The organism is Paenibacillus sp. J31P190, from assembly GCF_059692075.1.
Window position 1 is genome coordinate 23,984 of the sequence record NZ_JCAUAS010000021.1, and the last position, 13,747, is coordinate 37,730.

The window sequence follows — 13,747 nt, forward strand, 5'->3', positions numbered from 1 at the left end:
CATAAAGCGAGGTGCGATGAGTGATGGAGGCTTATGACATTTTGCAAGCGGTGGAGAGTAATGCTCAGGCGCGTGTATTAGCGACAGTTATTCATGTGGAAGGTCATGCTTATCGCAAGCAAGGGGCGGTTATGCTGCTGATGGCGGATGAAAGCTCGCTAGGCAGTATTTCTCCCGGCTGTTTGGAGGCGGATCTGTCCGCATACGTCTCTGCTGTATGGGAGTCGCAAAAACCGCAAATGGTGGAATACGACATGAGACCGGCAGACGATTTCGGCTGGGGTGAAACGATTGGCTGCGGAGGGTTGATTCGTATCCTGCTGGAGCCTGTTTCCGGGGAGCTGCTTGTCAATCTGCTGGTGGTGAAAGCCAGCTTGGATCGCGGGGAGGCCGTGCAGCTGCTTCGCACATACTCGGATGGGTATTCGAATATAACGTATACGCTGTGTCATCCCGATGAGGGTGTGCCTTCAGACCGGCACGCTGTATACGTCTCGTTGTTTACGCCGAAGCCGAGGGTGATTGTGTTTGGGGCGAATACAGATGCAATTCCGCTTGCCCAAATGGCGGCAAGTGTTGGGTTTCGCGTGGTGGTAGCGGACTGGCGGGAAGCTTTCTGCAATGTGGAGCGTTTTCCGGAATCGGAGACGGTCGTAGCTTTTCCAGAGCAATTAGTGGAACAATTAAAGCTGAATGCGCAGGATTATGTTATCGTGATGAGTCACCAGTTTGAGAAGGATGCAGCATTTGTACGTGGAGCTATGGAGTCAACCCTGCGCTACCTCGGTATCATGGGTTCAAGGGATCGAACGGAGAAGATGCTTGAAGGACTAGAGCAGCCGGATTGGCTGCACTATCCCGTTGGTTTAAACATTGGCTCAGAAGGCCCTGTCGAAAATGCAGTCAGCATAGTAGCTGAATTGATACGTATGAAGCGTGGTGTTAACACGACTGGAGAGTGGACCTCCTCTGTAGCCATGGGGCGAGATATCCAAAGCTGCCGCCCTTGGTGAGCATTGTGAAGAAGAAAATCGTCGGTGTGTACTTGGCTGCAGGCAGCAGCAGACGGATGGGGACAGCGAAGCAGTCGTTAGAAATGGCTGAAGGCGTACGGCTTGGTGGTGTTGCTCTGCTTCAAGCTCTTCATTCTGAACTGCATAGTGTGGTTGTTGTCGTGCGTGTTGGGGATTCCTTGGATTGGTTACCGGAAGAAGCTCACATGCAGATATTATTGGGCAGATGCCGGATTGAGATATGTGCAGACGCTGAATGCGGGATGGCGCACTCGCTGCGCACGGGGATCCGGGTGGCGGAAGAGATGAGTGCTGATGGCATTTTAGTCTTGTTGGCGGATCAGCCTTTCGTAGATAGTCAGATGCTATTTCGCCTAACGAATGCGTTTAATAAGGAAGCGGGCTGCGATTACATCGCCAGCGGGGATAAGGGGATGCCGAAGCCTCCTGTTATTTTGGGGCGAGGAATGTGGCCAGCGGCGGCTGCTTTGGAAGGGGATGCGGGGGCTCGATCCTTGTTACGCTTACCTGTGTACCGCGGTCAAATTGTGGAAGAGAAAAACCAGTTGAAATTTATGGATGTTGACACAGTAGATCGCTATGAACAGGCGAAAAAATATTTTCGCACCAATTTATGTGAACTTAAATAACATAAAAGAGAGTTTGAGTGCATTATTACTAATAATGCGCTATTTTTTTATACAAAAACACAAAGTAGTGTTAAGTTAGTTGACGCGGTTTTCGGATATTGTTTATAGTATATCTAATTTATATGCGGATGGCTTTTGAAAAACGGAGACAACTGGTATTCAAAACTCCAAAATTGGATTGTAGAGTCATTCAGCTTTCGTGAGGGTAGATGGGCTATCGTGGTTACCAATGTTGTATTTTCTACAACAAATAGTACGCCCAAAGGCTAGTTTGCAACTTGAAGTTGCAGTTCGTACAACATTTTGAGTCCATTTGTTACGAAATGGTCTGAATAGGACCAAATTGTTGTACATGATGCAACAACGAAGGGAGATAGGCGAGATTTAGGCAGCAATTGTTGTACTTTCTACAACATCATTCAACCGAGAATAGGGATTCACTCATCCAGCAACCTCTCGCGAAAATGGGTTCATTGATCTAGCAACATCAATTGAGCATATATGACGATTGATACGATTTAAGACACCTTCATGTAGAGCAAAATTGGAAGAATGAATCGATGGTCCTTAAATGATTACAACTTCTATTGAGATTATCCATTAGAAGTGGCTTGAAGCAAGATAATAACGAACCAATCGAATCTATTGTGATTTAAGGAGGGTTGTTGATGTCAGTTCCTTTGTATCAGCTGCCAGAGCAGCAGCCTTCCGTATGGCAGCCTACGAGTGTAGAGGAAGCCATGCGTTTGAAGCGCAAATGGGGAGATGACTCGGTACTCATAGCTGGGGGAACCTGGCTGCGTACTCGCTGGGAAAACGGTCACTCACCGCTCCCGCAGCATCTGATTAGCCTCGGTAATATCTCATCGCTATCGGGATTAACGGTTGATTCTCTTGGACACATTCATATAGGGCCAGCTCTTTGTTTAGCAGATTTGATGAAAAATGAGCTGGTTAGGCAAAGATGCGGGCTCCTAGTGCAAGCCTGCTCGGAGATCGCAGCGCCTTCTGTCCGGAATTTAGCTTCTATTGGAGGCAACGTAATGTCACGAACGGGGGACCTGATTCCTGTATTGCTTGTGATGGACGCCCAAATCATTTGCTCGGATGGGCAGAATGAACGTTCATTGGCGTTGACGGATTGGCTGGAAAGTCCAATTACGACCCAGAATGAGGTAATGACAGGGATCGTGGTGCCAACGGCAGCTCAGATTAATGTGGAAGAGGGAAACAGCCACGCGTTTTATCTAAAGGTGGGACGCAGAGAAGCGTTCACCCCATCGGTTGTAACAGTAGCTGGGAGACTAGCGCTCGGAACGGATGGAACACTCACAAGCATTGCATTAGCTGCGGGTGGAGGAAGCGCTGTTCCCGCAAGGTTTAAGGATTTGGAGGCCGCTGCCATTGGCCAGCCTTTATCCAAGGAGCTTCTGAAGTATCTGCATAAGGGCCTGTTCGCGGAATTTGATGCTGTGGCTGATGATTATGCCGGTGTAACCTATCGCAAGCAGACAGCGGCCAATCTCATCGTTTCTGAATGTTATAAAGCGTGGCAAAAAGGGGGCGGAGCGGATGCTCCTAGGTCGTGATACGTATGCAAATAAGTGGATTATCCGACCTGACGGTGAGGAAAAGGTAACCGGAAAGCTCCGATATCTCACGGATTTAACAGCACCCGGCATGCTGCATGGGAAGGTACTTCGCAGCCGTTACCCACATGCATGGATTCTTTCCGTCGATACAAGCAAGGCGATAATGATTCCCGGTGTGCGCGTCGTGGTAACGGCAGAGGATGTGCCTGGGATGAATTTATTCGGCATTGCCTTCCCGCATCAGCCTGTGTTCTGTCATGAACGTGTTCGTTACATGGGGGACGCTTTGGCGGCAGTAGCTGCGGATACGGAAGAGATCGCTGAATATGCGCTTAGCTTAATTGAAGTTGATTATGAGCCATTACCCGTTGTAGATGATCCAGAAACGGCGCTAGACGCGGGTGCGATTAGGCTGCATCCCGATGGCAATCTGCTTCACCGAACTAGCTTGAAGCATGGGGAGGCAGAAACGGCGTTCGAGGGGTGTGCACATATTGTTGAGGAGACATACTTTACGCCTCGTCAAATGCACACTTACATGGAAACAGAGGGCGGCTTATTTATCCCAGAGGATGATGGTCGATTGACAGTTTACTCGCCGACGCAGCATGGTTACAAGGATCGGATGCAGCTGTCAAGGATTCTAGGGATGACTGAGGAGCAGATTCGGGTCGTATCCAGTCCGATTGGCGGATCGTTTGGCGGTAAGGATGAGCTCAATGTGCAGCCCTTCGGTGCCCTGATGGCATTGAAGACGGGATCTCCAATCAAAATGCACAATTCGCGGCGTGAATCGGTCATATCAGGCATCAAACGGCATCCGATGCGGATTAGGATGAAGACCGGCGCGGATCAAGAGGGACGTCTCGTCGCGCATCAAGTCAGCATTCTTGCGGATACAGGCGCCTATGCAACCTTGGGTTGTGAGGTATTGAATTTTGCTACAGAACATGCGATAGGACCTTATAACATTCCGAATGTAGATGTTCAGGGAACGAGTGTCTATACGAATAACGGTGTTTCCGGTGAGTTTCGGGGCTTTGGCGGCAATCAGGTGATTTTTGCCGTTGAAAGCCAAATCGAGCGGTTAGCCGAGAAGCTCGGTATGGACTCCTGGGAGCTGCGCAAGCTGAACTTGCGCGCTCCGGGCGACCCGGGGCCGATGGGACAGCAGATAGTGCAGACCGAAGGCGCGAGCCAAGTGTGGAGCAAGGTGAAGGAGTCGCCGCTCTGGGCGAAGCGCGGGAAGCTGAAGCGGGAAGGCGATGGAGCGGTAAAGCGGGGCGCGGGCGAGAGCAAGCAAGATGAAGCGGTAAAGCGGGGCGAAGGCGAAAAGCAGCAGGATCAAGCGGAGAGGCTGCAGGGGGCGGAGCGGGACGACGAGAGCGAAGATCACAAGGGCGAAGATCAAGCCCCGTGGATCCGCCGAGGCGTCGGCGCAGCGATGGTGATGCACGGCGCCGGGCTCGGCCTGGGCATCCCGGATCACTCCGGCGGACGCATCGAGCTTACGCCGGAGGGCAAGATCCAAGCCTCCTTCGGCTTCGAGGAGTTCGGGCAAGGACTTTATGCAGCGCTGACGTTGATGCTGCAAGACTTTTTCGGCTGCGCCGCCGAAGACATCCGCATCGTCATCGGCGATACGGATCGCGTGCCGAGCAGCGGATCCAGCACCGCTTCGCGCGCCACCACGATGATGTGGCGCGCACTGCAGCGGCTGAAGCCGCCGTTCGTGCAGGCGCTGCTTCAGCAGGCGTCTGCGCTCGCCGGCCTCGCAGCCGAAGAGCTGGCAACCGGCGCAGGCGGGATTCATCGCAAGGGCGATGAATCGGGTAAGCCGGTTGTGACGTATGCGGAGTTGGCGGAGGCTGCTGAGGCAGCGGCCCAGCCGATCATCGCGCATACGGAGTTCGACTACCCGACGACGCCGGAAGGGCTGGTCGGCGCTCATTATTTATACTCCTACGCCTCCGTCATCGTGGAAGTGGAAGTGAACATGCTGACGGGGCGAGTGAAGGTGCTGCAAACCGATCACGTTATTGCAGCAGGTCCTGTCATTAATCCGATGGGGTACCTCGGACAGATCGAGGGCGGCAGCGTCATGGCGCTGGGATATACGTTAACCGAGGATGCCGTCATGAAGGACAGCAATTATGTCCGGCATAATTTGGACACGTACTTGGTTCCAACCTTCAAGGATAGCCCTCATACCATTCGGGTAGAAGCGATCGAAGATTTGCCCGAGGGGGATACATTTGGCCCGCGCGGGGTTGGTGAAATCGGCTCCGTCGGTTTGGCCCCGGCCATAACCGCAGCGGTCCGGCAAGCAACGGGGATTTGGGTAAATCGACTTCCGATTTCACCGGAGAACATCGTGCAGTCCATCGACTGGTTAGAAGGGGTGGAGGCCATTGATTAATACAACTTATGTGCTTGAATGTTCCATTAACGGTAAGGCTGTTGCGGTACCGGTCCCTGCTTCCAAACGGATGTCGGATATCCTGCGCGATGACTTGCTTTTAACAGGAACCAAAGTTTCTTGTGAGATAGGGCGATGTGGAGCCTGCATGGTACTGCTTGATGGTAAACCCGTTAATTCTTGTCTGCTCATGGCTTATCAAGCGGCGGGTAAGGAAGTAACGACCATTGAAGGGATATCGGCAGGGGAAGAGCTGCATCCTGTTCAGCAAGCTATGTTAGAGGAAGGAGGGCTGCAGTGCGGTTATTGTACCGCTGGTATGGTCGTTACGCTTACGGCTTTATGGGAAAAGAATCCTACCCCGACTAGGGCGGAGGCCGAAGAGGCACTGTGCGGCAATATATGCCGGTGCACGGGCTATGAAGGCATTTTCAGAGCGGTAGAAAGATGTGGTTTGTCGATAAAAAGAGAGGGGTAGAACCATTATGACAAAAAAAGGGATGTTTTCCTTAACAGCTATTTTACTTATGCTCCTAACCGCTTGCTCTGGACAATCAACTACGACTAGCACCACGACCGCACCTAATGCATCCCCTGCTTCAACCCAAGCTGCCAATGCAACGCCACAGACCGAGAAAAAACTGCCTAGAGTCGCCTTTGTCTATATCGGTGTTCCCGGTGATGGAGGCTGGACCTTTGAGCATGATCAAGGCCGTTTAATGTTGGAAAAAGAGCTCGGCATCAAAGCGACAACGGTTGAAAATATTCCTGAAGGTCCTGATGCGGAGCATGTTTTTGAAGAGTTAGCACAGAAAAACGATATTATTTTCGGAACGTCCTTTGGTTATATGGACCCGATGTACAATGTAGCTCAAAAGCACCCGAAGGTCACATTCCTACACGCAACTGGCTATAAAACACTGCCTAACCTAGGGACTTACATGGGGCGCGAATACCAAAGTGCTTATCTCGTAGGTATGGCGGCTGGTAAAATGACCAAGAACAATCACTTAGGTTATGTCGGTGCATTCCCAATTCCAGAAGTTATTTATACCATTAATGCTTTTACACTCGGTGCGCAAAGCGTTAATCCGGACATTGATGTGTCTGTGGTTTGGAGTAATACTTGGTTCGATCCAGCGACGGAGAAGCAAGCTGCGATTTCTTTGCTGGATAAAGGCGTTGACGTTTTGGCTGCGTACCAAGATTCGCCTGCAAGTATTCAAGCGGCAGCGGAACGCAAGGTGTGGGGGATTGGAAACGATTCGGATATGGGCCGATTTGCGCCTGAGACGTACATTTCTAACCCGAAATGGAATTGGGGACCTTATTATGTGCAGACGGTTAAAAGTGTCATGGACGGGACTTGGAAATCCAGCGCATATTTCGGAAGCATGAAAGAAGGCATTACAGATATAGCTCCACTGGGTAAAAATGTGCCAGCCGATGTTAAAGCTCTTGTCGAGAAGAAGAAGCAGGATATCTTGAATGGTACCTTCGACGTATTCCAAGGACCTATCGTGGATCAAGATGGCAAGACGCGTTTTGAACAGGGTAAAAAGATGACAGACGAAGAGATTTTGGGCACAACCTGGTTTGTTAAGGGCATTAAAGGTGTCATTCCTAAATAAGTATGAGAGGACGTAAGGGCGATGACGATACAAGATATTGCTTTGATTGACGAGTGGCATCCGGTGTTGTTGTCGTCAGAACTGTTAAATAAGCCTATACCTGTCATCGTGTTAGGTGAAAAAGTGGCTGTATTCCGCACTTCGCAAGGCGTCCACGCCTTCAAGGACTTATGTATTCATCGGGGAGTACCACTATCGCTGGGCAAAGTGAAGGGGGATGAGCTTGTCTGTGCTTACCACGGTTGGTCCTATAACGGCTGCGGTACTTGTACGCGAATTCCGTCTCTGCCTGCTGATCGAGCGATCCCCTCCAAGGCGAAAGCGTTCGTCTACGCATGTGTAGAGGCACATGGTTTTATCTGGGTGAGCTTAGGTGCACCGGTTGATTCTCTGCCAAAAGTAAGTGCGTATATCCCTGACGGCTTCAAAGAAGTCATCATGGGACCTTACACTCTGCAAGCTGCAGGACCTCGTATTATAGAGAACTTCCTCGACGTATCCCACTTGATGTTTGTACATGAGGGTCTGCTGGGTGATAGTGAATTTGCTGAAATTGGGGATTATCAGGTTTCCGAGGAGGACGGTGTCCTTACTTCAGAGGAAATCGTCGTCTATCAACCCGACCCGGATGGAACGGGGCGCGGCGTACATAGCCGATACGTTTACGAAGTGTTCGGTCCGCTCTGTGTCGCTTTTACCAAAAGAGATCGCGATACGGATCATATCTTCCGGTTGTTCTTGATGGTGCTGCCGGAAACGGAGCAGACGAGCAAAGCGTTCATGTTGAAGCAGAGGAACTATGCTTATGAGGAACCTGACGAGGTTTTCGTTCAGTTCCAGGATCTGCTCATCGAGCAGGATCGTGAAATGGTCGAAAACCAGAAGCCTGAGCTGCTGCCGCTCGATCTTCAAGCGGAGCTGCATCTGAATACAGATCGCTTGAGCATCGCGTACCGCAAGCGGCTTCGGGAACTGGGCGTCACCTTCGGGACGGCTTAGGGGTTGAATTGAGCACTGCGGCGCATGAGAGAATAACCGAAATGGTTTTTCTTCCATGCGCCGCAGCGTTCTTTATGAAGTGATTCCATATGTTTTCTCGTTATCTTTTTTTCCTGCTATTCTTCATTAGCGTCATTCTCCTGGAATGGCGCAGCCAAGAATAATAGGAGCGTAAGTCACGCAATTCCATGGTTTTAGACATAAATCCAAGGAAGGTGATGACAATCATTCTATGTAAGGGTTTGCCGATCAGATCGGTTTGGTTCTCTACCTCAGTAAATTGCACGACCATTAGTAAATCATCATCGATAACGTATACTTCTTCTTCTTTGCGGTAGTAGGGCGCTATTTTGCCGCTCTTAAGCTTATCCCATAAATACTTACATATATCCTCAAGACTCGTTTCTTCATCTTCCACACGAGTGATCCATCGACTATGGGCATGATGGGTGATGACAATATCGACGATCTTTTTGTCAGCTAGTTCGATATAGAAGGGCTCATAGGTACTCCATCGGTTCATTAGTTTATCTTTCATACCTTGAACTCCTTTCTTCTCATCCATACAAAGAACCAAGTGTGTTTTCCATATATATACTTATTATCATAAAGTTAACTTGTATGAAGGGCATCACATAAATCATTTCACTGATTTCTGAGTATTTTTCATACTCGTGCAAAAAATGCAAAAACCATTACATGAAAGCGAAAAAAAGGATTGCATAATTAGCCGGGGCTAATTATACAATCCTTTTTTTATTTGGTAAAATAATACTAGGCATCAATCCCATTTACTTCTTGGTTCAGATGGTCCTTTTTTTCTAGTATCTACAGTAGAATAAAAGGTTTTAAACACTGCTACTGACTCTTTTTTAGATAAAGATAGCTCATTTAAGAAAGGGCTTGCATCTTCGCTTGAATTGACGCGTGTCAACTTGTGAACAGCATCATGTAATTGCGGGGTTAATTGGATGATAGGCATATAGTCACTCCTTTCTCGAACGATTAGACTACAATTGTATTATAGCAAATAAATGGTAGGGTGGTAGATTATGAGAAATAAATATGGAGTTGCGTTTTGTATATCGATTTTCATTATATTGCAAGTGTGGTTCTCGTATATTACCTTTCAATCCCCCTATATAGGGATTTATCTTGAATTAACTCCGCAGCAAAATTGGGTGATTAACGAATTGGATCAGGAAAGCGCCAGTATGAAGCTGGACGTTAAAGTAGGTGATATCGTCAAGCAAGTAGACGGTAGGCTTCCCGATGAATTCCCGAATGTTCAAAAATGGAGAACGGTAGAGCAAGCCCATACATTGTTGATTAGTAGAGGCGGGGATGAGCACAGAATCGATGTAAACATCAATAGCACGGCCATATACGATGTGGTTCCGCTAGTAGAGGAATTCGTGTGTCTGTTTATGGCTGTTTTCCTTTTTGGAAAAATGCGCCGTTCTCCATCAGCCAGGCTGCTCGGAGCTGTTTTTCTGACCATGACGATCATTTACACGAGTCTAGGTGCTTCTGTGAGGGGAGATACTGTTGGAAAAATTGTAATCACCAGCATGATGATGGTATTGCCGATTGTATTTTTTCACTTTCTAATTGTCTTTTTCAAGGAAAAAGGTAATTTGAACTTGTCGTCAAGGATTTTGAAATATTTGTATGCGATAGCGATAGTAGGATTTTGTATAAGATGCTTGCTTCTTTATCCTTCGATAGCATATACGATTCATAGTTATAATGGCTCAGTAACTTTAGGCTTTTTCATTAGCGTCACTTTATTCAACATGTGTGTGTTAACGATTATGTATTTCAAAGTCCGTAAAGAAAAGTCCTACGTGTCCAGCATTGTAAAGAACGTGTGGTTATCACTGTTTATTTCTTTTTTACCGGTCATCAGCTTCTCCTTTCTTCCACAGGTAATCGTTGGACATTGGATTATTGACGCCATATATACCAATGGGTTTATTTTATTGTTTCCCATCTCTTTTGCATACCTGATTGCTTCCAACCAGTTATATGATATCGGTCTTGTGTTCAGGCGATTTTTATTCGCTGGTCTGTTGGCCATTTTACCAGCCAGCCTATTCACAGGGGCATATGCTTTCTTATTTCGCCATGTAGTGGATGAAAAGCAAATTCTGTTCGTTTTCGTCGGGTCGATGCTACTAATTTCTACGGTGCTGTATGCCGCCGAATATTTGACAACGAGGCTAGAACCGTTTTTGTTCCCACGAAAATTCGCCCTGCAGTTGGCTTTGAAGAAAATCTCCAAAAACCTAGGAACCATTTCCAGTTTCCGTGAGTTGAAAGAAATTATACTCTTGGATATTGTTGGTACACTTCAGGTGATGGGCGGAGCCATTGTGTTCCAATATAAGAATGAAACCGAGATCATTCACGAAGGGGAAATAGATACTTCAGAGGTTAAGCAGCTTGTCAACTCATCATCCTTGCTCGATCATCCACTTTATACATGCTTGGAGATGAATAGCCACGAAGAATATACGAGTTATTTAATAGTGACACGCAAAAAGACAAACACGATGCTTTCAAACGAAGAGAGACAGTGGTTGCAGCTAATTACATCCTATTTGGAAGTTAGCTTGGAAAATGTCCACTTGATCCGCAAGTTAACAGCTAGATTGCAGCAATTAGCTTCCGAGCTTCCTCAAGAAACGGCTGCGAATGATATTTTATGGTTTCGTAAGGTGATGTTTGAGCTTCAGGAAGAGGAACGAATTCGAATTGCTAGCGATCTTCATGATACGACGATGCAGGATCTTTTCTTTCTCAAAAGAAGAATATCCTCTCTTGCAGATAAGTCAACGATGCATCAAGAAGATCAGGTGCAGTTGAAAAATATGAATAATTTTGTGGAAATGATTAATGCCAGCCTGCGCCAAAGCTGCTTTGAGTTAAATCCCCATTTGCTAAAAGAGGTAGGTCTGATTCAAACGTTGAAGATGTATTTGGAGAAAGAGTCTTATACAACGCCATTTGAGCTTGAATTTGATGCAGGACATTCTGCTGTCATCGAAACCAAAGATTTGCTTACTAAGCGGCATATATTCCGAATCGTCCAAGAGCTGCTTAATAATGCAAAAAAGCATTCTCAGGCTTCCAAAGTTAACTTCCGTATAATGGAAAAAGATAATCACTTCTGCTTAATATATGAGGATGACGGGGTGGGATTTCGTGACAGAGACGAAGTTCACCTAGAGATTGGCGCATCAGGCATGGGGATTGAACAAATGAGAAGCAGAGTCTTGCATGTGGGTGGACGCTTTGAGCTCAATACACATAACGGAAACGGAACGAAATTTATAATTACAATACCAACGGAGGAAGTGATTTCAGCATGATTGAGGTCGTCAAGACATTGGTTGTTGATGATCATCCTTTATTTGCGCGTGCGACCAAGACATTATTAGAAGAAATCGATGGTATAGAAGTTATCGGTGTTGTCGCTAATGCCAAACAATGCTTGGAACAAGTGGAGCTGCATCACCCAGGCCTCGTATTTCTAGATTATCAACTTCCTGATGTGTCCGGCACAGAAGTCGCTGCTCAGTTAAAGGACATTTATCCGAATATGCATATTGTTATTTTTACGGGAATTGATATACAGGGCATCTTAAATAAACTAATCGAAATCAAAGTAAGCGGCGTTCTATCGAAGGAGTCGAGCGAACGAACGATTAAAAATATGGTGAATTGTATTTTGGATGGCCATACGATGCTGCCGTTATCATTCTTTCACCAGATGCAATTAAGCGGAGAATCTGCCAAGGATGACTGTGTGTTACTAGAGGAAGAGGTACTCATGATGAACATGTTGGTCAAGGGGGCGACTCACGATCAAATTGCGGAACGCATCTTTATGAGCAAGCGGACTGTTGATAATTATTTACGCAAGATTTACGACAAATGGGGCGCTAAATCAAGAACGGAAGCACTGGAAAAGTTTATTAAAAGCAAATATTACACGCAGGCTTAGGGGAGAAAATGATGCAGGACATCCAGCAGCATATGCATCATGTTATTGATGACTATATTTATGTAGAAGATTTAAATACTCTGCTTAAATCTTTTATAGATGACAAAGAAAAGGAAAACTGTACATGGTCTAAGATCACGATTTGCACGCACAGGATGTTAGGAGGAGACTCCCCTCACATTCATCGACTTGCTGCGGTGACGGAACTGGTCATTCTAACTTTGGATATTATGGATGATTTGCAGGATCAAGATCAAGGTAGTAAGCCATGGATGCGATGTCCGCAAGCCATTACGTTGAATGCTGTTATGGCGCTGTTCATGGGAGTTGTAGGTGAATTGGGGCACTTGCAGGTCAAAGATAAGCTGCTTGTCGAGGTCAGTAAAATCATTTCGAGATCGGTTAACGGCCAACAAAAAGATATAACCAATGCGATATCAACTGTAGATGATTATCTAATGATGACGCAAGAGAAATCAGGTTCCTTATTCCGGCTTGCCTGCTTCATGGGCTATTCTTCTTTAGAATGCACGGAGGAAACCATTGAACAGATTCATCAATTAGCTGACTGTATTGGCCTTATTCATCAAATTCAAAATGATATGAGAGATCTGGTTCGGTTTGATGTGAAAAACGATTTGATTGGAAAGAAACGAACGCTTCCTGTGTTGTATTTACTATCCATTGAAGATACGGCATTCAGCCAATTGAAAGGTTATTATGAGGGTGAAATTACTACAGAGTTCCTTTTGGAAAAGAAAGAGGACTTTTTGCAAATGATTCAAGATTCCGGATGTATGGAATATGCCCGAATTGTCCAATCGGTTTGCATTCAAAAGGCGGAAGAGATTTATGAGAATTTGCAAGCCATCTCTCCTTGGAAAGAAAGGTTTAAGGAATCTACGTACGGGGATTTTCTGGATGCGGACTAGGTGGTTAAATGCACGCTTTCATGTTTTTACAGATGGGGAGTAGAGTGGACTATTGTTTCATAGGCTTAAATTTTGAAGGCTATTAAGTTCGTCCGCATGTGCGGTGGGATTTGATGGCCTTTTTTTTAGTAAGTGAAGTCATGAGGAACGACGATCCTCTATTTTGTGAAAATGAGCTAGAAATTGAATTAGGCGGAACGTAAGGACTCTATTTCTTGAAATAATGGCAATCTGGAGGAAAAACTATGAAATAGAGGATCTACGTTCCTCCTATTCCTGAAATTCGGTTTTTTTCGTACAAATAGCGGCTTCACGTTCCTTTAAAAGACACTCACATATGTAAATTGCGGCAATCTGAGGTTAACAGGCGTAGGTAGAAATGAAAGGGATGAGCAGGAGGTTGGAGAAGTGTCCAATTGGAGCCATTAGTCGAAGAAAGAAGAAGATATATGTTATTGACAATGCTTCTCAATTAAAATAAAATAGGTATTACATAATAATT

General features: G+C 46.5%; 12 protein-coding genes. 10 read left to right on the forward strand and 2 right to left on the reverse strand.

Features of this window, described 5'->3' with window-relative positions; translation table 11 throughout:
- The first annotated feature begins 23 nt into the window (after nt 1-23).
- The 7 genes from AC58U0_RS28090 (at nt 24) to AC58U0_RS28120 (ending at nt 8,304) form a co-directional block, all read left to right on the forward strand.
- A complete protein-coding gene (locus AC58U0_RS28090) occupies nt 24-1,013 on the forward strand; it encodes an XdhC family protein (protein WP_497382152.1) in 990 nt (329 codons plus the stop codon).
- 5 nt (nt 1,014-1,018) lie between these two features.
- The gene (locus tag AC58U0_RS28095) at nt 1,019-1,663 is read left to right on the forward strand and encodes a nucleotidyltransferase family protein (protein WP_497382153.1); all 645 of its coding nucleotides are present in this window, start codon (nt 1,019-1,021) and stop codon (nt 1,661-1,663) included.
- 668 nt (nt 1,664-2,331) lie between these two features.
- Nucleotides 2,332-3,252, forward strand: a complete 921-nt coding sequence (locus tag AC58U0_RS28100; RefSeq protein WP_497382154.1) for an FAD binding domain-containing protein — start codon at nt 2,332-2,334, stop codon at nt 3,250-3,252.
- Complete coding sequence (locus AC58U0_RS28105) at nt 3,236-5,674, forward strand: molybdopterin cofactor-binding domain-containing protein (protein ID WP_497382155.1); 2,439 nt, start codon at nt 3,236-3,238, stop codon at nt 5,672-5,674. The genes AC58U0_RS28100 and AC58U0_RS28105 overlap by 17 nt, the downstream gene beginning before the upstream one ends.
- Nucleotides 5,667-6,152 carry a (2Fe-2S)-binding protein gene (locus AC58U0_RS28110; RefSeq protein ID WP_057301944.1) on the forward strand — a complete coding sequence of 162 codons (486 nt, stop codon included), beginning with the start codon at nt 5,667-5,669 and terminating at the stop codon, nt 6,150-6,152. The genes AC58U0_RS28105 and AC58U0_RS28110 overlap by 8 nt, the downstream gene beginning before the upstream one ends.
- 7 nt (nt 6,153-6,159) lie before the next feature.
- Complete coding sequence (locus AC58U0_RS28115; RefSeq protein WP_497382156.1) at nt 6,160-7,305, forward strand: BMP family ABC transporter substrate-binding protein; 1,146 nt, start codon at nt 6,160-6,162, stop codon at nt 7,303-7,305.
- 21 nt (nt 7,306-7,326) lie between these two features.
- Complete coding sequence (locus AC58U0_RS28120) at nt 7,327-8,304, forward strand: aromatic ring-hydroxylating dioxygenase subunit alpha (RefSeq protein WP_497382157.1); 978 nt, start codon at nt 7,327-7,329, stop codon at nt 8,302-8,304.
- 100 nt (nt 8,305-8,404) lie between these two features.
- On the opposite strand, the gene AC58U0_RS28125 is transcribed toward AC58U0_RS28120, so the two are convergent.
- Together AC58U0_RS28125 and AC58U0_RS28130 are read right to left on the reverse strand one after the other, a co-directional pair.
- Nucleotides 8,405-8,842, reverse strand: coding sequence for a hypothetical protein (locus AC58U0_RS28125; protein ID WP_497382158.1), 438 nt, complete (start codon nt 8,840-8,842; stop codon nt 8,405-8,407).
- A 243-nt stretch (nt 8,843-9,085) separates the two neighbouring features.
- Nucleotides 9,086-9,286, reverse strand: a complete 201-nt coding sequence (locus tag AC58U0_RS28130; RefSeq protein WP_497382159.1) for a hypothetical protein — start codon at nt 9,284-9,286, stop codon at nt 9,086-9,088.
- A gap of 70 nt (nt 9,287-9,356) precedes the next feature.
- Here AC58U0_RS28130 and AC58U0_RS28135 point away from each other — a divergent pair, with 70 nt between their 5' ends.
- The 3 genes from AC58U0_RS28135 to AC58U0_RS28145 are packed head-to-tail and all read left to right on the forward strand — an operon-like array spanning nt 9,357 to nt 13,245.
- Complete coding sequence (locus tag AC58U0_RS28135) at nt 9,357-11,678, forward strand: ATP-binding protein (protein ID WP_497382161.1); 2,322 nt, start codon at nt 9,357-9,359, stop codon at nt 11,676-11,678.
- Nucleotides 11,675-12,313, forward strand: coding sequence for a response regulator (locus AC58U0_RS28140; RefSeq protein ID WP_497382162.1), 639 nt, complete (start codon nt 11,675-11,677; stop codon nt 12,311-12,313). Before AC58U0_RS28135 ends, AC58U0_RS28140 begins: the two co-directional genes overlap by 4 nt.
- Nucleotides 12,314-12,324: 11 nt before the next feature.
- Entirely contained in the window at nt 12,325-13,245 is a 921-nt protein-coding gene (locus AC58U0_RS28145; protein WP_497382163.1) for a polyprenyl synthetase family protein, read from the forward strand.
- Nucleotides 13,246-13,747 lie beyond the last annotated feature (502 nt).